Origin of the sequence: Streptomyces sp. NPDC046876, from assembly GCF_040645035.1 — a bacterium.
In the GTDB taxonomy this organism is placed as follows: Bacteria; Actinomycetota; Actinomycetes; order Streptomycetales; family Streptomycetaceae; genus Streptomyces.
The window spans coordinates 100,289-124,704 of the sequence record NZ_JBEYXK010000004.1 but is presented as its reverse complement, the minus strand read 5'-3'; the positions used below and the strand labels follow the sequence as shown (position 1 = coordinate 124,704).

Here is a 24,416-nt window from a genome sequence, read left to right as displayed (position 1 = left end):
ACCGGGCGGGGCACGTACCCTTTTCTGTTGTGCCGAACGCCAACGAAGACAACCCCAGTGCCCTGAGTCAGGTGCAGCACCGCGCGGTCAGTGAACTGCTGCGGGTCGCCCCTGTCGCCGACGAGCTCGGCCGCCGGTTCCAGGAGGCGGGCTTCCGCCTCGCCCTGGTCGGCGGGTCCGTACGCGATGCGCTGCTCGGCCGTCTCGGCAACGACCTCGACTTCACCACCGACGCCCGCCCCGAGGACGTCCTGAAGATCGTCCGGCCGTGGGCCGACTCGGTCTGGGACGTCGGCATCGCCTTCGGCACGGTCGGCGCGCAGAAGGCCGGCTTCCAGATCGAGGTCACCACCTACCGCTCGGAGTCCTACGACCGGACCTCCCGCAAGCCGGAGGTCTCCTACGGCGACTCGATCGAGGAGGACCTCGTCCGCCGCGACTTCACCGTGAACGCGATGGCCGTCGCGCTGCCGGAGAAGGAGTTCGTGGACCCCCACGGCGGTCTGGAGGACCTTCAGGCGCGCGTGCTGCGCACCCCGGGGACTCCGCAGGACTCGTTCTCCGACGATCCCCTGCGGATGCTGCGCGCGGCCCGCTTCGCCGCCCAGCTCGGCTTCGAGGTCGCCCCCGAGGTGGTGGCTGCGATGAAGGCGATGGCCGACCGGATCGAGATCGTCTCGGCCGAGCGGATCCAGGGCGAGCTGAACAAGCTCCTGCTGTCCGCGCACCCCCGCACGGGCCTCGGCCTGCTCGTGGACACCGGGCTGGCCGACCACGTGCTGCCCGAGCTGCCCGCGCTGCGGCTGGAGAGCGACGAGCACCACCGGCACAAGGACGTCTACGAGCACTCGCTGATCGTGCTGGAGCAGGCCATCGCCCTCGAGGAGGACGGCCCCGACCTGGTCCTGCGGCTCGCGGCCCTGCTCCACGACATCGGCAAGCCGCGCACCCGCCGGTTCGAGAGCGACGGCCGGGTCTCCTTCCACCACCACGAGGTGGTGGGCGCAAAGATGACCAAGAAGCGCATGACCGCGCTGAAGTACTCCAACGACATGGTCAAGGACGTCTCCCGGCTGGTGGAGCTGCACCTGCGCTTCCACGGCTACGGGGACGGCGAGTGGACCGACTCCGCGGTGCGGCGCTACGTGCGCGACGCGGGGCCGCTGCTCGAGCGTCTGCACAAGCTGACCCGGTCGGACTGCACCACGCGCAACAAGCGCAAGGCCAATGCGCTCTCCCGCACGTACGACAGCCTGGAAGAGCGCATCGCGCAGCTCCAGCAGCAGGAGGAGCTGGACGCGATCAGGCCCGACCTGAACGGCAACGAGATCATGCAGGAGCTGGGGGTCGGCCCCGGTCCGGTGATCGGCAAGGCCTACGCGTTCCTGCTGGACCTGCGGCTGGAGAACGGCCCGATGGAGCGCGATGCGGCGGTCGCGGCCCTCAAGGAGTGGTGGGCTGCGCAGGCCTGACCGCCCACCCGCGTCGATGTTTCACGTGAAACACCGACGGCGGGCCCTCATCCCCGGGGCGATGTTTCACGTGGAACATCGCCCCGCCGCAGCATGTAGGCGGCGGTGAGTGCGTAGAGGACGGCGACACCGACGACCAGCGCTGCGGACTGCCCGTCGGCGGGAAGCATGAGCGCGGCCACGCCGGCGGCACCGACGAACGCGATGTTGAAGAGCACGTCGTAGACGGAGAAGACGCGGCCGCGGAAGTCGTCGTCGACGCGGGACTGGAGCACGGTGTCCGTGGCGATCTTGGCGCCCTGGGTGGCGAGGCCGAGGACGAAGGCCGCGGCGAGCATGGGGCCGGGCAGGAAGAACAGGCCGAGCGCGGGGACCAGGACGGCGGCCGAGGCCGAGCAGACGGTGATCCAGCCGTGCGTGCCGAGCCTCCCCGCCAGTCCGGGCGTGACCACGGCGGCCGCGAAGAACCCGGCGCCCGAGACGGCCACGGCCATCCCCAGCAGGGCCAGGCCTTCGGACTCGGTGTCCGACCAGGAGTAGCGGCAGAGCATCAGCAGCGTCACGGTCAGGGCCCCGTAGCAGAACCGCATCAGGGTCATGGCGGTGAGCGCCTGCGCGGCCTCACGCCGCCCTGCCAGATGCCGCAGCCCCTCGGCCATGCCCCGGACGGTGAGCGCGGCCCCCTCGGCGACCGACGGGTGGAGCACGCCGGGCGGATGAGCGGGCCCCAGCAGCCCGGCGGCCAGGCGCAGCGAGACCAGGGCCGCGGCCAGGTAGAGGGCGGCGCCGAGCAGGACGACCAGGGCGTTGGAGTCGGAGGCCAGCAGCCGCAGCAGGAAGGCCATGCCGCCGCCGGCGACGGCCGCGAGGGTGCCGGCGGTGGGGGAGAGCGCGTTGGCGGTGACCAGCTGGGCGGGCGCGACGACCCGGGGCAGGGAGGCGGCGAGCCCGGCCAGGACGAAGCGGTTGACGGCGGTCACGGACAGGGCCGAGGCGTAGAACAGCCAGTCCGGGACGTGGGCGACGATCAGGATCGCGGTGGTGCAGGCGAGGAAGGCCCGCAGCAGGTTGCCGAAGAGGAGGACCTGGCGGCGGCGCCACCGGTCGAGGAGCACCCCGGCGAAGGGGCCGATCGCCGAGTAGGGCAGCAGCAGGACCGCCATGGCCGACGCGATGGCCGCGGGCGAGGTCTGCTTCTCGGGGGAGAACACCACGTAGGTGGCGAGCGCCACCTGGTAGACGCCGTCCGCGGCCTGGGAGAGCAGCCGTACGGCGAGCAGGTTGCGGAAGTCCCTCAGGCGCAGGAGTACGCGCAGATCACGTACGACAGGCATGAGGGCAAGGGTCACACACGCGGAGGGTCCCCGGGCACATTGCCCGGGGACCCTCCGCGGAAGAACAGTCGAAGACCAGGTGTCGGGGACTCCCGGTGCCTCGCTCTGCGCCGTGGGTCAGCGCTCGACCTCGCCGCGGATGAACTTCTCGACGTTCTCCAGCGCCTCGTCGTCGAAGTACTGGACCGGCGGGGACTTCATGAAGTAGCTGGACGCCGACAGGATCGGGCCGCCGATGCCGCGGTCCTTGGCGATCTTCGCGGCGCGCAGCGCGTCGATGATGACACCGGCGGAGTTCGGGGAGTCCCAGACCTCGAGCTTGTACTCCAGGTTCAGCGGGACGTCGCCGAAGGCGCGGCCCTCGAGGCGGACGTACGCCCACTTGCGGTCGTCGAGCCACGCGACGTAGTCGGACGGGCCGATGTGGACGTTCTTCTCACCGAGCTCGCGGTCGGGGATCTGCGAGGTGACGGCCTGCGTCTTGGAGATCTTCTTCGACTCCAGGCGGTCGCGCTCCAGCATGTTCTTGAAGTCCATGTTGCCGCCCACGTTGAGCTGCATGGTGCGCTCGAGACGGACACCGCGGTCCTCGAACAGCTTCGCCATCACGCGGTGCGTGATGGTGGCGCCGACCTGCGACTTGATGTCGTCGCCGACGATCGGGACACCGGCCTCGGTGAACTTGTCGGCCCACTCCTTGGTGCCGGCGATGAAGACCGGGAGGGCGTTGACGAAGGCGACCTTGGCGTCGATGGCGCACTGGGCGTAGAACTTCGCCGCGTCCTCGGAGCCGACGGGCAGGTAGCAGACCAGAACGTCGACCTCACGGTCCTTGAGGACCTGGACCACGTCGACGGGGGCCTCGGAGGACTCCTCGATCGTCATGCGGTAGTACTTGCCCAGGCCGTCCAGGGTGTGGCCGCGCTGAACGGTCACGCCCGTGGTGGGGACGTCGCAGATCTTGATGGTGTTGTTCTCGCTGGCGCCGATGGCGTCCGAGAGGTCGAGGCCGACCTTCTTCGCGTCGACGTCGAACGCGGCGACGAACTCGACGTCACCGACGTGGTAGTCGCCGAACTGGACGTGCATCAGTCCGGGGACCTTGGCCGCCGGGTCGGCGTCCTTGTAGTACTCGACGCCCTGCACCAGCGAGGCGGCGCAGTTGCCCACGCCGACGATGGCTACGCGAACCGAACCCATTCCGGTTGCTCCCTGTTTGTTCTCGGACGAGGCCTGCGCGGTGCAGGCCTCACTTTGCAGTTTCGTCGGGTGGGCCGGGTCGTTTCCGATCCCGTCCCGCCCGCTCGCTCTCGATGAGCTCGTTCAGCCAGCGCACCTCGCGCTCCACGGACTCCATTCCGTGCCGCTGGAGCTCGAGCGTGTAGTCGTCGAGGCGCTCGCGCGTCCGGGCGAGGGAGGCGCGCATCTTCTCCAGCCGCTCCTCCAGCCGGCTGCGGCGGCCCTCCAGGACGCGCATGCGCACGTCCCGCTCGGTCTGCCCGAAGAAGGCGAAGCGCGCGGCGAAGGACTCGTCCTCCCAGGCGTCGGGGCCCGTGTGGGACAAGAGCTCCTCGAAGTGCTCCTTGCCGGCGGCCGTCAACCGGTAGACGATCTTGGCCCGGCGCCCTGCGAGTGAAGTGGTGTGAGCGTCCTCCGGGCCGTTGCCCGGTTCTTCGATCAACCAGCCGTTGGCGACCAACGTCTTGAGGCAGGGATAGAGCGTCCCGTAGCTGAACGCCCGGAAGACCCCCAGCGAGGTGTTGAGCCGTTTGCGGAGCTCGTAGCCGTGCATGGGGGCCTCGCGGAGCAGGCCGAGTACGGCGAACTCGAGGATGCCCGAACGTCTGCTCATCCGCCTGCCTCCCCTCGCCCCTGAGTTTTATGCCGAGCTGATGTATCGGCTCGATACATCCAGACGATAGAACGGGGCGTCTCCGGCGACAAGTCGTGATCTGGTGACCGGCATCACATCACCGATTCGCACGAGGCGACTTGCCTGATTTGGGGTGAACTTCGGCACTGTTCGGGTTTTGAGCGTGCGTAGTCTGTGCGCCAGGACAGCCGGGCGAACCGGAACTCAACAGCCGCTTCCAGGCCAGTCGCCTGCCCGAGGAGTAGTCGTTCGATGAGCGAGCACCGCCGCAAACCGCCGCAGCCCGAGGGCGGCGGACGTGCCGCGGCCCGCAGGGCCGCCCCACAGCGCCCCGGACGGGGCGCCGGGCCCGCACGTGACGTACCCGCCGCGTCGCACAGCGGGCCCTACGCAGACCCGCGCGGCCACGGCAGCCGCGCCGACGCGCGCCGGGCCGCCCAGCGCGGAAGCGGAAGCCGCGGACGCGGCGGAGGGCGCCAGGACAAGCGCCTGATCAACTACCCCCGCTCCGACAAGGACGGCTGGCAGCGCTTCATGCCGTCCTGGAAGCTGGTGGGCGGTACGGCCCTCGGGTTCTTCGCCCTCATCACGGCCGGCGCCGGCATCGGCATCGCCGCGGTGAACACGCCGAACCCGAACCTGGCGGCCCAGGCCCAGAACAACGTCTTCTACTGGGACGACGGCAGCCAGATGGTCGCCACCGGCGGCTCGATGAACCGCCAGATCGTCGGCATCGACAAGATCCCCAAGTCGATGCAGAACGCCGTGATCGCCGCGGAGAACGAGTCCTTCGAGACCGACAAGGGCGTCGACCCGATGGGCATCCTGCGGGCCGTGTGGAACATGGCCAAGGGCGGATCCACGCAGGGCGGCTCCACCATCACCCAGCAGTACGTGAAGAACACGTACCTGGACTCCGACCAGACGCTCAAGCGCAAGGTCACCGAGCTCTTCATCTCGATAAAGCTCGGCGTGTCCGAGGAGAAGGACACGATCCTCGCCGGCTACCTGAACACCGCCTACTACGGGCGCGACGCCTACGGGATCCAGGCCGCGGCCCGTGCCTACTTCGGCAAGGACTGCTCGGACCTCACCCCCTCGGAGAGCGCCTTCCTCGCCTCCGTGCTCAAGGGCCCGAACCTCTACAACCCGGACGGCGGCATCGGCCCCACGGCCACCCCCGAGCAGAACACCCAGCGCGCCCACGCCCGCTGGGCCTGGGTCCTGGACCGCGAGGTCGCCGTCGGCCGCATGCAGAAGTCCGAGCGCGACCAGTTCAAGGAGTTCCCCAAGCTCGTCGACTCCGAGCAGGCCCGCAGCCTCTCCGGGCAGACCGGCTACCTGGTCGAGACGGCCAAGCAGTACGTCATGAAGGTCGCGAAGATCGGCCCGGAGCAGATGGCCCGGGGCGGCTACCAGATCAGGACCACCTTCCAGAAGCCCAAGGTGGACGCCCTGGTCAAGGCGGTCGAGGACACCCGCAACGACTTCCTCGACGAGAAGGCCCGGCCCGAGTACGACACCTTCGTGCAGTTCGGCGCCGCCTCCGTGGACGTGAAGACCGGTGCGATCGTGGCCCTGTACGGCGGCCCCGGCATGGACAAGAAGTACTTCAGCAACAACGCCAACACCATCGGCGTCCCGGTCGGCTCGACCTGGAAGCCGTACGTGCTGGCGGCCGCCATGGAGTACGGCACCCAGAACTCGGGCGGCCGGGGCATCTCGCCCGAGAGCAAATACCAGGCCAACGACCTCACGGTGATCAACAACCGCGACGGCAAGCCGCTGCGGGACGCCTCCGGCCAGCCGTTCCGGCAGAAGAACGAGAGCGAGTACCCCTACGGCTTCGTCACCCTCAACGAGGCGATGGAGAAGTCCATCAACGTGCCGTTCGCCCAGCTCGTCTTCGACGTGGGCCACAGCAAGGTCCGCGAGGTGGCCAAGTCCACGGGCATCCTCGAGGACTCGATGAACCCGAACAACGACGCCTCGTTCGCCCTGGGCACCTCCACCCCGAGCGCCATCCGCATGGCCGACTCCTACGCCACCTTCGCCGCCTCCGGCACGCACCACGAGCCGTTCTCCGTGCGCAAGGTCGAGAAGGACGGCAAGGAGCTGCCCGGCTTCGAGCCGCCCAAGGAAGAGCGCGCGATGGACGACTCCATCGCCGACAACATCACCAAGGTGCTGCGCAACGTCGTCGAGAACGGCACCGGCACCAAGGCCAAGAAGCTCGGCCGGCCGGCCGCCGGCAAGACCGGTACGACCGACGAGAACAAGTCCGCCTGGTTCGTGGGGTACACGCCGCAGCTGTCGACCTCGGTCACGCTGTTCCGCACCGACCCCAATTCCAAGGACAAGAAGCTGATCTCCATGAACGGCGTGGGCGGCATCGACTCCATCCACGGCGGTGACATCCCGGCGGCGATCTGGACCGCCTACATGAAGGACGCCCTCAAGGACGCCCCCGTGAAGGACTTCCCCGAGGCGGACAAGCTCGGTGTCATCGCGGACGGTCCCGGCGCCCCCTCGCCGAGCCCGTCGGTGTCCGTCTCGCCGTCGATGTCGGCCTCCCCGTCCCCGTCGATGTCCACCTCCCCGTCCCCGACGCCCTCCAAGGGCGGCGGCAAGCCCTGCAAGCCGTGGCAGCTGGACTGCTTCTCCACCAACGGCGGGACGACCGGCGGCACCGGCGGCGCCAGCGGCTCGCCGTCCCCGACGCCCACCCCCAGACCCGGACGCGCCGGAGGCGTCACCAGCTGGGGCGCCACCACGGGCACTACCGGCTGATCCCCCGCCGGAAGAGGGCCGTCGCACACGGTGCGGCGGCCCTCCCGCACGTCCGGCGCCGTACGGCAGGATGAGCGCATGACGAAGGTGCACGAGGAGCGTCCCGTACTGCCCACCCAGCAGGACGAGGTCGCCGCGGCCGGCAGCGAGTTCATCGGCGGCCCCATCGGCCGCCACGCCCGGCTGGGCGGCCACTGGCTGCACCCGGTGCGCGTCGTGGCGCTCGTCGCCCTCGGGATGTTCGCGCTCGGCATGGTCCAGAAGCTGCCCTGCTACGACTGGGCCTGGTTCCGGGGCGCAGGGTCGCAGTACACGCACGCCTGCTACTCCGACATCCCCCACCTGTTCGTCGCACGCGGCTTCGCCGACGGCCTCACGCCGTACTTCGACCGCCTGCCCGGCGACATGGAGTACCTGGAGTACCCGGTCCTGACCGGTCTCTTCATGCAGGTCGCGTCCTGGCTGACGCCCGGCGGCGGCTCCATGCAGCACCGCGAGCAGATGTACTGGATGGTCAATGCCGGGATGCTGATGGCCTGCGCCGCGGTCATCGCCGTGTGCGTCGCCCGCACCCACCGCCGCCGACCCTGGGACGCGCTGCTCTTCGCCCTCGCTCCCGCCTTCGCCCTCACCGCGACGATCAACTGGGACCTGCTGGCCATCGCCCTGACCGCCGCCGGGATGCTGATGTGGGCCCGCGGTCGGACGTGGCTCTTCGGCGTCCTGATCGGCCTGGCCACCGCGGCCAAGCTCTATCCCGTGCTGCTGCTGGGAGCCCTGTTCGTGCTGTGCTGGCGGGCCGGGAAGTGGCGGGCCTTCGCCGCGGCCCTGCTCGGCGCGGCCGTCTCCTGGCTCGTGGTGAACGTGCCCGTGATGCTCCTGGCCTGGGACGGCTGGAAGAAGTTCTACACCTTCAGCCAGGAGCGGCCCATCGACTTCGGCTCCGTGTGGCTGCTGATCTCCCAGCGCTCCGGCAACCCCCTGCACGACGCCAACACCTACGCGACGGGCCTGACGCTGCTGCTGTGCGCGGGCATCGGCCTGCTCGCGCTGACCGCGCCCCGCCGGCCGCGCTTCGCGCAGCTGGCCTTCCTGGTCGTGGCCGTCTTCTGCCTGGCCAACAAGGTCTACTCGCCGCAGTACGTGCTCTGGCTGATCCCGCTCGCGGCGCTGGCCCGGCCGCGCTGGCGGGACTTCCTCGTCTGGCAGGCCGGCGAGGTCGTCTACTTCCTCGGGATCTGGCTCTACCTGGCCTACATCAACAGCGGCGACAAGCACCAGGGCCTGCCGCCGGAGGGCTACCAGCTGGCCATCGCCGCCCACCTGCTGGCGACGCTCTACCTGTGCGCGATCGTCGTGCGCGACATCCTCCTGCCCGAGCGGGACGTCGTGCGCCGCGACGGCTCGGACGACCCCTCCGGCGGTGTCCTGGACGGGGCGAAGGACGTGTTCGTGCTCTCGGACGCCGCGAGGGCGCCGCAGGATGCGGCGCCCTCGCAGGGACAGCGTGTGGAGTGGGGCACGGTCCGCGGGGACTGAGCGTCCCGCCGGGCCGGCCCGCGCGGCTCAGGCGTCGAGGACCCGGTCGAACTGGGTGGTGGTGTGCCGCAGGTGGGCCACCAGCTCGTCACCGACCTGCGGCTCGGGGGAGTCCGACGGCACGAACAGGATCGACACCTGCATGTGCGGCGGCTCCGCGAACCACCGCTGCTTGCCCGCCCAGACGAACGGCGAAAGGTTCCGGTTCACCGTGGCCAGGCCGGCCCGGGCGACGCCCTTGGCGCGCGGCATCACGCCGTGCAGGGCCTTGGGGGCCTCCAGGCCGACGCCGTGCGAGGTACCGCCCGCGACCACGACCAGCCAGCCGTCGGAGGCCGCCTTCTGCTGCCGGTAGCCGAACCGGTCCCCCTTGGCGACGCGCGTGACGTCCAGGACGCTGCCGCGGTACTGGGTGGCGTCGTGGTCGCCCAGCCACAGCCGGGTGCCGATCCGGGCCCGGAAGCGGGTCTGCGGGAACTGCTGCTGCAGCCGGGCGAGCTCCTCGGCGCGCAGGTGGCTGACGAACATGGTGTGCAGCGGCAGCCGGGCCGCGCGCAGCCGGTCCATCCAGCCGATGACCTCCTCGACGGCGTCCGAGCCGTCGGGGCGGTCGAGCGGCAGGTGAAGGGCGAAGCCCTCCAGCCGGACGTCCTCGATCGCGGCGTGCAGCTGTCCCAGGTCCTGCTCGGAGATGCCGTGGCGGCGCATCGAGCTCATGCACTCGATGACCACGCGGGCGCCGACCAGGCCGCGGACCCCGTCCAGCGAGGACACCGAGCGGATCACCCGGTCCGGCAGCGGCACCGGGTCCTCACCCCGCCGGAACGGGGTGAGGACGAGCAGGTCGCCGCCGAAGAGGTCCTTGATGCTGGCGGCCTCGTACGTCGTGCCGACGGCCAGGACGTCGGCGCCCAGCCGGGTCGCCTCCTCGCACAGCCGCTCGTGGCCGAAGCCGTAGCCGTTGCCCTTGCAGACCGGGATCATCCCGGGGAACTGGTCCTGGATCTGCTTCTGGTGCGCACGCCAGCGCGCGGTGTCGACGTAGAGCGTGAGCGCCATGCCCGTCCGGAGCCTCTCTGGGTGGCTGCGTGATGCAGCGGTGCGGTGTGGGGGATGCAGCGGGTCAGCGACGCGACATGTAGATGTCGAGCGCCTTGTGCAGCATCTTGTTGAGCGGGAAGTCCCACTCGCCGACGTACTCGACGGCCTCGCCGCCCGTACCGACCTTGAACTGGATCAGGCCGAACAGGTGGTCGTTCTCGTCCAGGGTGTCACTGATGCCGCGCAGGTCGTAGACGCTGGCGCCGAGCGCGTACGCGTCGCGCAGCATGCGCCACTGCATCGCGTTCGAGGGGCGTACCTCGCGCTTGTGGTTGGCGGAGGCTCCGTACGAGTACCAGACGTGCTGGCCGACGGTCAGCATGGTCGCCGCGGCCAGGGCCTCGCCCTCGTGCTTGGCGATGTACAGGCGCATGCGGTTGGGGTCCTCGGAGTTGAGGGCCGTCCACTGGCGCTGGAAGTAACTGAGCGGGCGCGGGCGGAACTTGTCGCGCTCGGCCGTGATCTCGTACAGGTGCTGCCAGGTCGGCAGGTCGTCGTAGCCGCCCTGGACGACCTCGACGCCGGCCTTCTCGGCCTTCTTGATGTTGCGGCGCCACAGCTGGTTGAAGCCCTTGAGGACATCGTCCAGCGAGCGGCCGCCGAGCGGCACCTGGAAGACGTAGCGGGGCTGGACGTCGCCGAAGCCGGCGCCGCCGTCCTCGCCCTGCTGCCAGCCCATGCGGCGCAGCTTGTCGGACACCTCGAACGCGCGGGGCTCGATGTGCGAGGCCTCCACGTCGCGCAGCCGCTTGACCTCGGGGTCCTGGATGCCGGCCTTGATGGCGGCCGAGTTCCAACGGCGGATGACGACGGGCGGGCCCATCTTCACGGTGAAGGCGCCCTGGCGCTTGAGGTGCGCCAGCATCGGCTGGAGCCACTCCTCCAGGTTCGGGGCGAACCAGTTGATGACGGGACCCTCGGGAAGGTAGGCGAGGTAGCGCTTCACCTTGGGCAGCTGGCGGTACAGCACGAGTGCGGCACCGACCATTTCGTCGTTCTGGTCGAACCATCCGAGGTTCTCCGACCGCCACTCGTTCTTCACGTCGGCCCACGCCGGGACCTGGCAGTGGCTAGCCGAGGGCAGGCTCTGGAGATATCCCAGATGCTGCTCTCGGCTGATGGTCCTCAGGGACAGGCTCATGCGGGGCGTCTCCTCCGGCGGCTTCGCTGGCTATGGCGCGAAGCCTACTGCGACAAGGGCGCCACCCTTCTGGGGGACGGGCCGGAAAGCGCCTGGTCCGGGCCTGTAGCGGGCCGGCGCCCCGTCGCGGAGGTGCCCCGGTCAGCCCAGCCAGCCCCCGAACAGGCCGCCGTGGGCCATGCCGAGGAAGAAGCCGATGCCGGCGGCTCCAAGGCCGATGATCAGCGCGAAGCGCTCGCGCGTGGTCTCCGAGATGAACTGGCCGTATGCGCCGGTCAGGATCCCGATCAGCCCCGTCCACGAGGTGAGCAGGTGCAGATTGTGGAAGAAGGCCGTGACGAACGACACGGCGCCGAGGACGAGAGTGATCGCCAACAGGGTGTCCTGCAGCGGATGGGGCTTGCCGTCGGTGGCGAGGAGCGAGATGGACTGCCGTTGCATTGCCTGTGCCATCGGAAAGGCACCTCCTGGCGGACGCAGAGCGGTGTTGCGGGGCCGCCGCCGGCGAGGCCGGGGGCATAGCACCGAGCACACCCGATGCCTACAGATTGTGGCGCTCCCGTGCCGGATTTCAACCGGAAGGAGTCGGCGGGGTAGTCTGTACGGTCTGCGCGGTGTCTGCTCTCAGGACGCCGTGCGCACGCATCACGACCCTCCTGCCACGGAACGACCGTGGCCGCTGAGTCCAAAGGAGGTGGGTTCCACATGCGTCACTACGAAGTGATGGTCATCCTCGACCCCGATCTCGAGGAGCGCGCTGTCGCCCCCCTGATCGAGAACTTCCTCTCCGTCGTCCGCGAGGGCAACGGAAAGGTCGAGAAGGTCGACACCTGGGGCCGTCGTCGTCTCGCTTACGAGATCAAGAAGAAGCCCGAGGGCATCTACTCGGTCATCGACCTGCAGGCCGAGCCTGCGGTCGTCAAGGAGCTCGACCGCCAGATGAACCTGAACGAGTCGGTTCTCCGGACCAAGGTCCTTCGCCCCGAGACCCACTGAACCCCGGTTCAGCGGTAATCGGGTTCGAGTAGCACAGCAGCCAGCAGCAATCCCCGCCGAGAGGTTCATCCATGGCAGGCGAGACCGTCATCACGGTCGTCGGCAATCTCGTCGACGACCCCGAGCTGCGCTTCACCCCCTCGGGTGCGGCGGTCGCGAAGTTCCGTGTCGCGTCCACCCCCCGCACCTTCGACCGCCAGACCAACGAGTGGAAGGACGGCGAGAGCCTGTTCCTGACCTGCTCGGTGTGGCGGCAGGCGGCTGAGAACGTCGCCGAGTCCCTCCAGCGGGGCATGCGCGTCATCGTGCAGGGCCGGCTGAGGCAGCGGTCGTACGAGGACCGTGAGGGTGTCAAGCGCACGGTCTACGAGCTGGACGTCGAGGAAGTCGGCCCCAGCCTGAAGAACGCCACGGCCAAGGTCGCCAAGACCACCGGTCGCGGTGGCCAGGGTGGGTACGGCGGCGGCCAGCAGCAGGGCGGCGGCGGTGGCTGGGGCGGAGCCCCCAGCGGCGGCGCCCCGCAGGGCGGCGGAGGCCCCTCCGACGACCCGTGGGCGTCCAGCGCGCCGGCCGGCGGCCAGCAGCAGGGCGGCGGCGGTGGCTGGGGTGGAAACTCCGGCGGCGGCTACTCGGACGAGCCCCCCTTCTAGGGAAGCTCGCATCCCCACTTCTTGATCACACAGGAGAGACACCATGGCGAAGCCGCCTGTGCGCAAGCCTAAGAAGAAGGTCTGCGCGTTCTGCAAGGACAAGACCGCGTACGTGGACTACAAGGACACGAACATGCTGCGGAAGTTCATTTCCGACCGCGGCAAGATCCGTGCCCGCCGCGTCACCGGCAACTGCACGCAGCACCAGCGTGACGTCGCCACGGCCGTGAAGAACAGCCGTGAGATGGCGCTGCTGCCCTACACGTCCACCGCGCGATAAGGAAAGGGTGACCGACTAATGAAGATCATCCTGACCCAGGAGGTCTCGGGCCTCGGTGCCGCCGGCGACGTCGTCGACGTCAAGGACGGTTACGCTCGCAACTACCTGGTCCCGCGCGGTTTCGCGATCCGCTGGACCAAGGGTGGCGAGAAGGACGTGGCGCAGATCCGCCGCGCCCGCAAGATCCACGAGATCGCGACCATCGAGCAGGCCAACGAGGTCAAGGCCAAGCTCGAGAGCACGAAGGTCCGCCTGGCCACCCGCTCGGGTGACGCCGGCCGCCTCTTCGGCTCCGTGACCCCGGCCGACATCGCCACGGCGATCGAGGCCTCCGGTGGTCCGAAGGTCGACAAGCGCCGCGTCGAGCTGGCTGCCCCGATCAAGACCCTCGGTTCGTACCAGGTCTCCGTGCGTCTGCACGCCGAGGTCGCCGCGAACGTGGGCGTCGAGGTCGTCGCCGCCTAAGTGCTGCGCATGAAGGGCCGCACCCCCCTGGGGTGCGGCCCTTCGTCGTTGTGGGGCGATGGGTGTGTGGACCGTGTTTCACGTGAAACACACCGCGTGTTTCACGTGAAAAGCGCGGCATGTTTCACGTGAAACACAGCCCCCAGCCGTCGTCCGGCCGCAACCCTCAGCGCGTGGCTCCGGCGACCAGCCACCGGCCGGAGCGGGAGCGCAGCTGGAGGGTGACCAGGCGGACCAGCATCATCAGGGTCATGGCGCACCAGAGCAGGGTCAGCCCGCCGCCGAGGACCGGTACGAGCACGGCGGCGGGGGCGAACACGGCCAGCGTCGCGAGCATGGCCCAGGCGAGGTAGCGGCCGTCGCCCGCGCCCATCAGGACCCCGTCGAGCACGAAGACCACCCCGTTCACCGGCTGGGAGACCGCCACGACCACCAGGGCGGGCAGCAGCGTGTGCACCACGAGCGGGTCGCTCGTGAAGAGCGGGACGATCAGCGGGCGCGCCGCGATCAGCGCCAGGCCGAGCACGACGCCGGAGGCGATGCCCCACTGCACCATGCGGCGGCAGGCGGCCTTGGCCCCCTCGGTGTCGTCGGCGCCCAGGTAGCGGCCGATGATGGCCTGGCCCGCGATGGCGATCGCGTCGAGGGCGTAGGCGAGCAGGCTCCACAGGGAGAGCAGGATCTGGTGGGCGGCGATGTCCGCGTCGCCGAGACGGGCGGCCACGGCCGTCGCGATCATCAGGATGGCGCGCAGGGACAGCGTGCGGACCAGCAGCGGCACGCCGGCCTGGGCACAGGCCCGGATCCCGGCCGCATCGGGGCGCAGGGAGGCTCCGTGCCTGCGGGCCCCGCGGACGACCACGACGAGGTAGGCGCCCGCCATGGCGCACTGGGCGATGACCGTGCCCCAGGCGGATCCCGCGATCCCGAGGCCGGCGCCGTAGACGAGGGCGGCGTTGAGGCCGGCGTTGACGGCGAAGCCGGCGACGGCGACGTAGAGGGGCGTGCGGGTGTCCTGGAGGCCGCGCAGGACGCCGGTGGCGGCCAGGACCATCAGCATGGCCGGGATGCCGAGGGCGGAGATGCGCAGGTAGGTGACCGCGTACGGGGCGACGGTGTCGGAGGCCCCGAAGGCGGTGACCAGCCACGGGGCCGTCGGCAGGACGAAGGCGATCACGGCGGCGCCGAGCAGGAGGGCGAGCCAGATGCCGTCCATGCCCTGGCGGATGGCGGCCTTCAGGTCTCCCGCCCCGACGCGTCGGGAGACGGCCGCGGTCGTCGCGTAGGCGAGGAAGACGAAAACGCTCACCGCTGTGGTGAGGAGGGCGGCGGCGATGCCGAGGCCGGCCAGCTGGGGGGTGCCCAGGTGTCCCACGATGGCGCTGTCGGCCAACACGAAGAGGGGCTCGGCCACGAGGGCGCCGAACGCGGGGAGGGCGAGGGCGAGGATCTCGCGGTCGTGCCGTCTCGGGGCAGCCTTCAGCGGTTCGGTGGCCTGTGTCATGCGCTCAATCTAATCTTCCACAGGTAATAGACGCAAGGCCATTGAGATCCTTACGTATGAGCTGGTTCACGCCGCCCCGGCACCCCGTTGGAGGCGAACTCGAAGAGGTGGCCGAGAATTTTCTCCCCCACAGGCCGTGGAGAAAGAAAATGCAGGTCAGGTGCGGTGGAGGGGCGGGTCTGGTGATTTTGTCCACAGCGCCGTCCCCCGGTCCGTGCACAGCTTCCGGCGAGTTACCCACAGCTTGGGGTCCGTCGTCCACATCTCATCCACACAGCCTGTGGATAACAAGATTGGCTGACGTCGCCGTCGGCCCTACCGTTGTGCGTTGCCCGACCCGCCGACAGCCGGTTCGGGTGTCCCAAATGTCAGAGCCGTGCCCTAGAAAGAGTCGCACGGCGAGGTCCGCGTCCGCGGACGGGAGGAGGCGGCCCGGTGAGTATGCCCGAGCCCATGGACGACCCCTGGGCCGACAGCGGTCCGGGTGACCGTCTGCCCACCCGCTCGCGCCGTGGAGGCGAGGGCCGGGGCCGTGGGGACGAGCAGCACGAGCGCGGCCGCGAGGGCGGCTCCTGGGACGGCGGCGGCTTCGAGCGCGTACCGCCGCAGGACCTCGACGCCGAGCAGTCGGTGCTCGGCGGCATGCTGCTCTCCAAGGACGCGATCGCGGACGTCGTCGAGGTCATCAAGGGCCACGACTTCTACCGGCCCTCGCACGAGACCATCTACCAGGCCATCCTCGACCTGTACGCCAAGGGAGAGCCGGCCGACCCGATCACGGTCGGCGCGGAGCTGACCAGGCGGGGCGAGATCGCCAAGGTCGGCGGGGCCTCGTACCTGCACACCCTGGTCCAGTCGGTCCCGACCGCGGCGAACGCCGAGTACTACGCGGAGATCGTCCACGAGCGGGCGGTCCTGCGGCGCCTCGTCGCCGCGGGCACGAAGATCACGCAGATGGGATACGCGGCCGACGGCGACGTCGACGAGATCGTCAACAGCGCCCAGGCGGAGATCTACGCCGTCACCGAGCAGCGGACGTCCGAGGACTACCTGCCGCTCGGCGACATCATGGAGGGCGCCCTCGACGAGATCGAGGCCATCGGCTCGCGCAGCGGCCAGATGTCGGGCGTCCCGACGGGCTTCACCGACCTCGACTCGCTGACCAACGGACTCCACCCGGGCCAGATGATCGTCATCGCTGCCCGACCCGCCATGGGCAAGTCGACGCTCGCGCTGGACTTCGCCCGCGCCTGCTCCATCAAGAGCAACCTGCCGAGCGTCATCTTCTCCCTCGAGATGGGCCGCAACGAGATCGCGATGCGCCTGCTGTCCGCAGAGGCCCGCGTGGCGCTGCACCACATGCGCTCCGGCACGATGACCGACGACGACTGGACCCGCCTGGCGCGCCGGATGCCGGACGTCTCCGCGGCACCGCTGTACATCGACGACTCCCCCAACCTGTCGATGATGGAGATCCGGGCGAAGTGCCGGCGTCTCAAACAGCGCAACAACCTCGCCCTCGTCGTCATCGACTACCTCCAGCTGATGCAGTCGGGCGGCGCGCGCCGGCCCGAGAGCCGCCAGCAGGAGGTCTCGGACATGTCCCGAAACCTCAAGCTGCTGGCCAAGGAGCTCGAGGTGCCCGTGATCGCGCTGTCCCAGCTGAACCGTGGCCCCGAACAGCGCACCGACAAGAAGCCGATGGTCTCCGACCTGCGTGAGTCGGGCTCCATCGAGCAGGACGCCGACATGGTGATCCTGCTGCACCGCGAGGACGCGTACGAGAAGGAGTCCCCCCGCGCGGGCGAGGCCGACCTGATCGTGGCGAAGCACCGCAACGGCCCCACGGCGACGATCACCGTCGCCTTCCAGGGCCATTATTCGCGGTTCGTCGACATGGCCAACACGTAGCATCCGGGGCATGGATGCCCTGGATGAAGACGTGGAACTGCTGCCCTCCACCCGGCGCGCCCTGCGCCACCGGATCGCCGTCGCACAGAGCGAGGGGCGGGCGCCGTCGGTGGTCGCCGCCGTCTCGCGCGGCGGGGCGCTGGTCTGGGAGGGGTCCCGGACCTCGGTCGAGGGCCACGGTCCGGACGGGAGCGTGCAGTACCGGATCGGGTCGATCAGCAAGACGTTCACTGCCGTCCTGGTGATGCGGCTGCGCGACGAGGGACTGCTGGCGCTCGGGGACCCGCTGGAGAAGCACCTGCCGGGCACGGGAGCCGGCGAGGTCACCGTCGGACAGCTGCTGGCCCACTCCGGCGGGTTGGCCGCGGAGACGCCGGGCGAGTGGTGGGAGCGCACTCCGGGGTCCTCGCGCCCCGAACTCGCCGACGTCCTGGGCGGGCAGCCGTTCGTGTTCGAGCCGGGCAGGCGCCACCACTACTCCAACCCCGGCTACACCCTGCTGGGTTCGCTCGTCGAGGCCGTGCGCGGCAGGCCCTGGGAAGAGGTGCTGCGCGAGGAGGTGCTCGAGCCGCTGGGGCTGGAGCGCACGTCCGCGCAGCCGCAGGCCCCGCACGCGGGCGGCTGGGCCGTCCACCCGTGGGCCGATGTGATGATGCCCGAACCGCTGCAGGACCTGGGCCTGATGGCCCCCGCCGGGCAGCTGTGGTCCACGACGCGGGACCTGTCGGCGTTCGCCCGGTTCCTGATGCACGGCGACGAGCGCGTGCTCGGCGCGGGCACGGTCCGGGAGATGGCCACCTCCGCGGCGCCCCCGGAACGCGGGCTGGCGGAGTTCGGGTACGGGCTCGGGCTGCAGCTGACCGAGAGCCGCGGGCGCCGGCTCGCGGGCCACAGCGGCTCGCTGCCGGGGTTCGTCGCGGGCCTGTGGACGAGCGAGGCGGACGACGTGGCGGCGGTGGTCCTGGCCAACTGCACGTCGGGGCTGCCGGCCGCGACGGTCGCCGCCGACCTGGTGGGCATCGTGGCCGATGCGGAGCCCCGCTTCCCGGCGCCGTGGAAGCCGTTCACCGAGGCGGAGCCGGTCGCCCTGGAACTGTGCGGGCCCTGGTACTGGGGAACGGCCGCCCACGTGCTGCGGCTGGCGTCGGACGGGCGGCTCGAACTGGGCCCGGTGGGCGCGCCCGGCCGTTCGGCGGCGTTCCGCGCGCAGCCGGACGGCACCTGGCTGGGCCTGTCCGGCTACTACGCGGGGGAGACGCTGCGCGCGGTGCGCCGGCCCGACGGCACGGTGAGCCACCTCGACCTGGCGTCGTTCGTGTTCACCCGGGAGCCCTACGACCCGCAGGCCCCGGTGCCCGGCGGGGTGGACCCCGAGGGTTGGCGGGGCATTGGCTGAGCCGCAGCCGGCCTTCCTGCTCCCGCCTCCTACGCGGAGAGTTCACGCTCCAGCGGGGTCCTGAACCGCGGGGTGACACGGGCCGGGCCCAGCCAGCGGGCGAGCCGGCCGGCCTCGGCGGCGACCGCCTCCCCGGCGTCGCGGCCGCGGTCGGCCAGCATCCGCCAGACGATCTCGCCGTCGGCCCGCTGGGCCCAGCCGCCGACGATCTCGCCGTTCCACCAGACGGTCGGACCGATGTTGCCGGCGTAGTCGAAGAGCGCCGGCCGGTGGGCGGGGTCGAGGTGGAAGGCGCGGTCGGACCACCCCATGGCGCTGGGGTCGAGGCCGGGCAGCAGCGCGGCCCACGGCTCCGGGGCGGGCTCGCCGCCGGTGTCCCCCGGGGCGACCAGCGCGGTCGTGCCGTCGTCGAGGCGGACCTCCTCGGGGCCTACGGCCGCCAGCGCCTTGCGGACATCGGTGAGGGTCCACCCGGTCCACCACTTGAGGTCGGCAGCGGTGCCCGGCCCGTACGCCGTCAGCCAGCGCCGGGCGAGCTCCGCCCGTGCCTCGCCGGCGGCCACGGCGGGCCAGGGCTCGGTGTGCACCCAGTGGAACTGGCTGGAGGTCCAGGAGCCGAGCGGGCGGTCGCGGCGGATCCTTCCGTCGGCGGCCAGGAGCCGGATGACGCGGGTGGCGACGCCGGTCTCGGCCTCGTACGCCCGGCCCCGGCCGACGGTGATCTTCCGGCGCAGCTCGGGCACGGCAGCGGAGAGCCGGCTGCCGGTGGCGGGGCCGAGGGAGTCGAGCGCGTCGAGCGCGGCGGCCTCCACCCGGGCGAGCCAGTCGGCATCGAGGCCCTGGCCGTCCTCCGCGAGGCGCTTGAGGAAGGTCCGCCGCTCCTTGGCCGCGATGCCGCGGGCGGTCGAGGCATCGACGTACGGGGCGAGTTCGGCGGACACGGCGAAGAGCGTGTTGCGCATGCTGAGCAGCCGGACCAGGCTGACGTCCTCGTACAGGGCCTGCTCGACGGCCTCGGGGCCGCCTGCGCCGAGCCGGGCCCGGACGGAGAGGAACACGGTCGCGGCGTCGGTGGCGTGCAGGGCGACGACGGCGTCGGCGGCCTCGACGACAGTGGCCGCATGCGCCGAGGGAGCCAAGCGGTGCCTGCGGCCGAGCCGGTGGCGGCGGTCGGCGGTGGTGACCAGGGGGAGGCGGGCGCTCATCCTCCCGATCGTAGGCCGGGCCCGCGGCAGCGGCCCGGCCTTCCGCGCGGCGCTCAGAGCGCGAGCATGAACCCGATGTGGGACGCGGGACTGCTCCTTTCTCAGCCGGCGGCCACGGTGAGCGGAGCCCAGCGGCGGGTCCAGTCGCCGGGCAGGCCGGGGAGGCCTCGGGTCATGACGGAGTTGAAGGCGACGGACTCCAGGCCGCGCTCCTTCAGCCAGGCCACCAGCTCCTCGTGGCGTACGTCGATGTCGGTGCGCAGGGGCCGGTCGGTGGCGGCGGCGAGCGCGGTGACGAGCGCCCGGGCGCCCGCGGAGTCCCGGGCGATCAGCGGGCCGATGACATGGGTTTCCATGTTGGGCCAGATCGCGGCGTACCCGGTGAGGTCGCCCGCGGCGTCCTCGGCGACGAGCAGCCGGTCCGCGAAGGCGGGGAGCCGGGTGATCATGTGGGTGCGGTCGGTACCGAAGACTTCGGTGTCCAGGCGGAGGATCCGCGGGATGTCCTCGGCGGTCGCGGGCCGGACCTCGACGGTGTCCGCCTCCGGCGCCGGATCGGGGCGGAAGGAGCCGAGCAGCATCTCGGCCCTGCCGGTGGTGTCGAAGCCGAGTTCCTCGTAGAGGGGCCGGCCGTTCGGCGTGGCATGGAGGGTGAGCGGGACGCCCTTGAGCACGTCGTCGCACACGTGCGTCATCAGGCGGCGGCCCAGGCCCTGGCGGGCGTATCGCGCGGCGACGAGGACCATCCCGATGGCGGCCAGCTCCGGACCGGCGTGCGGGTAGCCGTAGGAGGTGACGACGCAGGCGGCGGCGAGCCCGAGCCCGTCGGGGGCATCGATGCCGTAGCCGTTGCCGGCGGCGAGGAGGAGCCCCCACTTGTGGTCCTCGCGCGGCCACCCGCGGTCTTCGGACAGGTCGGCGCAGTGGCGGAGGTCTTCCACCGTCAGCGCACGGATCGGCAGGTCGGTGAGGTGTGGTGGTGTCACCGGCCCAGATTGGATCACCGAGTGGGGGGCGTCCAGGGGAATTCGGCGGATGTTCGGCGACCCACCGCCGAATGTTTCACGTGAAACGCCGCCCGCTGTCCCCCGCCCGCTGTTCCCCAACTACCGCTGGGGGGTGCCTCCGGGGAAACATCGGGCGGGATAGCCTCGACTGCCATGACGCGTCTGCACCTCTTCGACCTCGACGGCACTCTGATGTACGGCTCGGCGGCGCCGGCGGAGATCTCCCGGCAGCTCGGCCTCGATGCGGAGATCGCCGAGCTGGAGCGGGCGTTCGGGGCCCGGAAGATCGGCCCGCAGCAGTTCTCCGTGGCGGTGCACGCCCTGTGGGCGGAGCTGACGCCCGCACACGTCCGGGCTGCGTTCGACGGATCTCCCTGGCTGGCGGGCATCCGCGACGTGTGGCAGGAGATCCGGGAGCAGGGGGACTACTGCGCGGTGATCTCGCTGTCGCCGTCGTTCTTCGTCGAGCTGTTGCTGGAGTGGGGCGCGCACGCCGCCCACGGCTCGGTCTTCCCGGAGGTTCCGTTCACCCGGCCGGTGGACGTGAGCGGGATCCTGACGCCGAAGGACAAGGTCACGGTCGCGGACCGGCTGTGCACCCGGTTCGGGGTGACCAGGGCCGACTGTGTCGCGTACGCGGATTCCGCGACCGACGCGGTGCTCTTCGAAGCGGTGGGGGTGTCGGTGGCGGTCAACGCACGGCCCGCTCTGGTGGAGTGCGCGACCCATGTGTACGAGGGGCGCGACCTGCGCGACGCATACCAGCTGGTGCCCGCGGCACGCCCGGGAGTTGAGGCATCTTAGGAGGAAAGTGGGTTCGAAACGCGGACTTTCTGCATTCCCCCGCGGGCCGTTGGGTCGGCTGGCAGGCTGTGAGCCCCGGAACCACGGATTCTGAGGCCGTGGCGTGCTTACCGACCGAGATGCCCGAAGCGAGGCACCGCATGGACGCTCCGCCCACCAGATCGGCCAGAGCGACGGCCCGGATACCGTCCGGGGGCGGACCGGCAGAGCCCTCCCCCGATGCGGTGCTCATCCGCCGGACGCTCGAGGAGATCGCACCCGTCGCCGACAAGGTCACCTCGTACTTCTACGCCCTGGTGTTCACGGGTCACCCCGAAGTACGCGGCATGTTCCCCGCCGCGATGGACGCGCAGCGCGACCGGCTGCTGAAGGCACTGCTGACCGCCGCCGAGCACATCGACAACCCGGACGTGCTCGTGCCGTACCTGCGGCGGCTGGGCACCGGGCACCGCAAGTACGGCACGGTGGCGCAGCACTACCCGGTGGTGGGCGAGGCCCTGATCGAGGCGCTCACCCGGTACGCCGAGCACACGTGGGGGCCCGAGACGCAGGCCGCATGGGTGCGGGCGTACACGGCGATCTCCCAGATCATGATCGACGCCGCGGCCGAGGACGAGCAGAGGGCGCCGGCGTGGTGGCATGCGGAGGTGGTGTCGCACGACCTGCGCACCCCGGACATCGCGGTGATCACCGTCCGCCCGGACCAGCCGTACGCCTTTCTGGCGGGCCAGTACACGAGCCTGGAGACCCCCTGGTGGCCGCGGGTGTGGCGGCACTACTCCTTCGCCTCGGCCCCGCGCGCCGACGGCCTGCTCACCTTCCACGTCAAGGCCGTGCCGGCGGGCTGGGTCTCCAATGCCCTGGTCCGCCACGCCCGCCCCGGCGACGTGCTGCGGCTGGGGCCGCCGGCCGGTTCGATGGTGGTGGACCACAGCACCGACAACGGGATGCTGTGCCTGGGCGGCGGGACCGGCATCGCCCCCATCAAGGCCCTGATCGAGGACGTGGCCGAGCACGGCGAACGCCGTCCCGTGGAGGTGTTCTTCGGCGCGCGCACCGACGGCGACCTGTACGACAAGGACACCCTGCTGGGGCTCCAGCGCTCGCACCCGTGGCTCTCGGTACGCCCGGTGATCGGCGAGGGGCTGGCGGGGCAGCTGCCCCAGGCGGTCGGTGAGCACGGGCCGTGGAGCTCGTACGACGCCTTCATCTCGGGCCCGCCGGCGATGATCCGCAGCGGTGTGGACGAGCTCAAGCGGATCGGGATCCCGCGGGAGCGGATCCGCTACGACGCGGTGGAGGAGCTGGTGGGCGCCGCCGGCTGACGCCGGCGGCCCGTTCGGCCGGGGGCTCAGCCCAGGTCGGGCGCGTGCATGGCGCGCACACCCTCGATGTTGCCGTCCAGGTAGTGGCGCAGCGACAGCGGGACGAGGTGGACGGCGGCGATGCCCACCCGGCTGAACGGCACGCGGACGATCTCGTACTCGCCCTCTGGCTCGTCGACCTCGGGACCGTGCCGCTGGCTGGGGTCCATCGACGCGAGGCGGCAGACGAAGAAGTGCTGCACCTTCACTCCGGTCACTCCCCCGTCGGCGATGTGCTCGACGGTGTCGACGAAGCAGGGCACCACATCGGTGATCTTCGCGCCGAGTTCCTCGTGGACCTCCCGGTGGAGGGCCTCGACGACGGTGGCGTCCGTGGGCTCGACCCCGCCGCCGGGGGTGAGCCAGTACGGGTCGACGCCGGGCTTGGTGCGCTTGATGAGGATCAGGTCGTCACCGTCGAGCAGGATCGCGCGGGCGGTGCGTTTGACCACAGGACGTTCGGTCATGGGAGAAGAGTGGCCCAGGACTCCCCTTCCGAAACGCGCCGCGGTCCGAAACCGGAATGCTCACCACTGCGCCGCGGCGCGCAGCAGCCGCTCGTGGGCACGGGCCAGGTGGGCCAGGGCCAGGCTCCCGGTGCGCACCACGAGGAACCAGGTGCGCAGCGGCGGGACGGGCGGCTCAAGCAGGGCGACGACGTGCCCGTGGTCGAGGGCCTCCTGGCACAGGTAGCGGGGCAGGACGGCGAGCCCCGCGCCGGCCCGGACGCAGGCGAGCACGGCCCGCAGGTCGGGGACGACCACGGTGGCGGCATCGGGCCGGGTCTCGGGACGGGCCTCGAGGCGGGTCTCGAAGACGGACGCCCAGTAGCGGGTGACGAGCGGCAGGCTCTCGTGCACCTCGACGAGCGGAATGCCGTCGAGCGCGGCGGGGTCCTTGTCGCGCAGCCGGTCCGGGTCGACCAGGGCCGCCCAGTAGGGCGCGGCGACCAGCACGTGCTCCTCGTCGCACAGGGCGGTGGTGGCGAAGAGCCCGCCGCGCGGGCGGGCGGTGGTCACGACGAGGTCGTGGTGGCCGGCGGCGAGCCCGTCGAGGGTCTCCTCGGCGCCGGTCTGCAGGGCGGTCCGCAGGGTGTGGCCCTGGCCGACGAGGGGAGCGAGCGCCGGCAGGACGCGCAGGCACAGGAATTCGGGGGGACCGGCGAGGTGCAGGGTGCGCGAGGCGCCGGCCGCCTCTCGCTCGGCCTCGGTGATCTGGAGCAGGGCGTCGAGGTGCGGGGCGGCCTTGTGGGCGAGCTCGTCGCCCACGGCGGTGGGGGTGACCCCGCGGGCCCGCCGGTGGAACAGGGGCCGCCCGAGCTGGCGTTCGAGGGTGCGGATCTGTGAGGTGACGGCCGGCTGGGACAGCCCGAGGAGGGCCGCGGCCCGGGTGAACGAGCCGGCCCGGTGCACGGCGACGAAGGTGCGCAGCAGGGCCAGGTCCATGAGGGCCCCTCTCCGTGGGGGCCTTCAACTATAAATATGTCGATAGGCCCCTGTCGTTACCGTGATTGGACTCTGACGCAGAGTCAATTAGCCTTGACCGCGTGGTTCTTCGCGCGGGAACCCGAGGCGGTCCGAGCCA

General features: G+C 70.8%; 21 protein-coding genes and 1 pseudogene. 11 read left to right on the top strand and 11 right to left on the bottom strand.

Annotated elements, in window-relative coordinates:
- Positions 1–29 precede the first annotated feature (29 nt).
- Positions 30–1,472 carry a CCA tRNA nucleotidyltransferase gene (locus tag ABZ924_RS04270; RefSeq protein ID WP_361903837.1) on the top strand — a complete coding sequence of 481 codons (1,443 nt, stop codon included), beginning with the start codon at positions 30–32 and terminating at the stop codon, positions 1,470–1,472.
- Positions 1,473–1,519: 47 nt separating this feature from the next.
- Here the strand turns inward: ABZ924_RS04270 and ABZ924_RS04265 are convergent, their stop codons facing one another.
- The 3 genes from ABZ924_RS04265 to ABZ924_RS04255 form a co-directional block, all read right to left on the bottom strand.
- Positions 1,520–2,806, bottom strand: coding sequence for an MFS transporter (locus tag ABZ924_RS04265; protein WP_361903834.1), 1,287 nt, complete (start codon positions 2,804–2,806; stop codon positions 1,520–1,522).
- A gap of 117 nt (positions 2,807–2,923) precedes the next feature.
- Complete coding sequence (locus ABZ924_RS04260; RefSeq protein WP_361903831.1) at positions 2,924–4,006, bottom strand: inositol-3-phosphate synthase; 1,083 nt, start codon at positions 4,004–4,006, stop codon at positions 2,924–2,926.
- Between the two features lie 49 nt (positions 4,007–4,055).
- Positions 4,056–4,658 (bottom strand): helix-turn-helix transcriptional regulator, encoded by a 603-nt coding sequence (locus ABZ924_RS04255; RefSeq protein WP_361903828.1) that lies wholly within the window; start codon positions 4,656–4,658, stop codon positions 4,056–4,058.
- Between the two features lie 273 nt (positions 4,659–4,931).
- Here ABZ924_RS04255 and ABZ924_RS04250 point away from each other — a divergent pair, with 273 nt between their 5' ends.
- Positions 4,932–7,469: a transglycosylase domain-containing protein gene (locus ABZ924_RS04250; protein ID WP_361903825.1), complete on the top strand. Its 2,538-nt coding sequence runs from the start codon at positions 4,932–4,934 to the stop codon at positions 7,467–7,469.
- Positions 7,470–7,547: 78 nt separating this feature from the next.
- Positions 7,548–9,008, top strand: a complete 1,461-nt coding sequence (locus ABZ924_RS04245; RefSeq protein ID WP_361903822.1) for a glycosyltransferase 87 family protein — start codon at positions 7,548–7,550, stop codon at positions 9,006–9,008.
- A gap of 27 nt (positions 9,009–9,035) precedes the next feature.
- Here ABZ924_RS04245 and ABZ924_RS04240 read toward each other — a convergent pair whose 3' ends face one another.
- The 3 genes from ABZ924_RS04240 to ABZ924_RS04230 form a co-directional block, all read right to left on the bottom strand.
- Positions 9,036–10,067 carry an alanine racemase gene (locus tag ABZ924_RS04240; protein ID WP_361903818.1) on the bottom strand — a complete coding sequence of 344 codons (1,032 nt, stop codon included), beginning with the start codon at positions 10,065–10,067 and terminating at the stop codon, positions 9,036–9,038.
- Between the two features lie 64 nt (positions 10,068–10,131).
- Complete coding sequence (locus tag ABZ924_RS04235; protein WP_361903815.1) at positions 10,132–11,250, bottom strand: peptidoglycan bridge formation glycyltransferase FemA/FemB family protein; 1,119 nt, start codon at positions 11,248–11,250, stop codon at positions 10,132–10,134.
- 141 nt (positions 11,251–11,391) lie between these two features.
- Complete coding sequence (locus ABZ924_RS04230; RefSeq protein WP_361903812.1) at positions 11,392–11,703, bottom strand: hypothetical protein; 312 nt, start codon at positions 11,701–11,703, stop codon at positions 11,392–11,394.
- A 252-nt stretch (positions 11,704–11,955) separates the two neighbouring features.
- Here ABZ924_RS04230 and rpsF point away from each other — a divergent pair, with 252 nt between their 5' ends.
- From rpsF to rplI, 4 genes are all read left to right on the top strand, one after another.
- Positions 11,956–12,246, top strand: a complete 291-nt coding sequence (rpsF, locus tag ABZ924_RS04225; RefSeq protein WP_003956532.1) for a 30S ribosomal protein S6 — start codon at positions 11,956–11,958, stop codon at positions 12,244–12,246.
- A 71-nt stretch (positions 12,247–12,317) separates the two neighbouring features.
- A complete protein-coding gene (locus tag ABZ924_RS04220) occupies positions 12,318–12,896 on the top strand; it encodes a single-stranded DNA-binding protein (protein ID WP_361903809.1) in 579 nt (192 codons plus the stop codon).
- A 43-nt stretch (positions 12,897–12,939) separates the two neighbouring features.
- Positions 12,940–13,176 carry a 30S ribosomal protein S18 gene (gene rpsR, locus ABZ924_RS04215; RefSeq protein ID WP_005315025.1) on the top strand — a complete coding sequence of 79 codons (237 nt, stop codon included), beginning with the start codon at positions 12,940–12,942 and terminating at the stop codon, positions 13,174–13,176.
- A gap of 18 nt (positions 13,177–13,194) precedes the next feature.
- Positions 13,195–13,641 carry a 50S ribosomal protein L9 gene (rplI, locus tag ABZ924_RS04210; RefSeq protein WP_361903806.1) on the top strand — a complete coding sequence of 149 codons (447 nt, stop codon included), beginning with the start codon at positions 13,195–13,197 and terminating at the stop codon, positions 13,639–13,641.
- A gap of 166 nt (positions 13,642–13,807) precedes the next feature.
- On the opposite strand, the gene ABZ924_RS04205 is transcribed toward rplI, so the two are convergent.
- Positions 13,808–15,145, bottom strand: coding sequence for an MATE family efflux transporter (locus tag ABZ924_RS04205; protein ID WP_361903803.1), 1,338 nt, complete (start codon positions 15,143–15,145; stop codon positions 13,808–13,810).
- 435 nt (positions 15,146–15,580) lie between these two features.
- Here ABZ924_RS04205 and dnaB point away from each other — a divergent pair, with 435 nt between their 5' ends.
- Positions 15,581–17,056: a replicative DNA helicase gene (gene dnaB / locus ABZ924_RS04200; RefSeq protein WP_361903800.1), complete on the top strand. Its 1,476-nt coding sequence runs from the start codon at positions 15,581–15,583 to the stop codon at positions 17,054–17,056.
- A 10-nt stretch (positions 17,057–17,066) separates the two neighbouring features.
- Positions 17,067–18,452 carry a serine hydrolase domain-containing protein gene (locus tag ABZ924_RS04195; protein WP_361903797.1) on the top strand — a complete coding sequence of 462 codons (1,386 nt, stop codon included), beginning with the start codon at positions 17,067–17,069 and terminating at the stop codon, positions 18,450–18,452.
- Between the two features lie 29 nt (positions 18,453–18,481).
- On the opposite strand, the gene ABZ924_RS04190 is transcribed toward ABZ924_RS04195, so the two are convergent.
- On the bottom strand, positions 18,482–19,657 hold the full coding sequence (locus ABZ924_RS04190) for a winged helix DNA-binding domain-containing protein (protein ID WP_361903794.1): 1,176 nt from the start codon (positions 19,655–19,657) through the stop codon (positions 18,482–18,484).
- 101 nt (positions 19,658–19,758) lie between these two features.
- Positions 19,759–20,643, bottom strand: coding sequence for a GNAT family N-acetyltransferase (locus ABZ924_RS04185; protein WP_361903791.1), 885 nt, complete (start codon positions 20,641–20,643; stop codon positions 19,759–19,761).
- A gap of 174 nt (positions 20,644–20,817) precedes the next feature.
- On the opposite strand from ABZ924_RS04185, the gene ABZ924_RS04180 reads away from it, so the two are divergent.
- Positions 20,818–21,468: a haloacid dehalogenase-like hydrolase gene (locus ABZ924_RS04180; RefSeq protein WP_361903789.1), complete on the top strand. Its 651-nt coding sequence runs from the start codon at positions 20,818–20,820 to the stop codon at positions 21,466–21,468.
- A gap of 212 nt (positions 21,469–21,680) precedes the next feature.
- A pseudogene (locus ABZ924_RS04175) lies at positions 21,681–22,793 on the top strand (globin domain-containing protein); the annotation flags it as partial.
- 26 nt (positions 22,794–22,819) lie between these two features.
- Here ABZ924_RS04175 and ABZ924_RS04170 read toward each other — a convergent pair.
- On the bottom strand, positions 22,820–23,299 hold the full coding sequence (locus ABZ924_RS04170) for an NUDIX hydrolase (protein WP_361903786.1): 480 nt from the start codon (positions 23,297–23,299) through the stop codon (positions 22,820–22,822).
- 60 nt (positions 23,300–23,359) lie between these two features.
- Positions 23,360–24,277 (bottom strand): LysR family transcriptional regulator, encoded by a 918-nt coding sequence (locus ABZ924_RS04165; RefSeq protein ID WP_361903783.1) that lies wholly within the window; start codon positions 24,275–24,277, stop codon positions 23,360–23,362.
- Between the last annotated feature and the right edge of the window lie 139 nt (positions 24,278–24,416).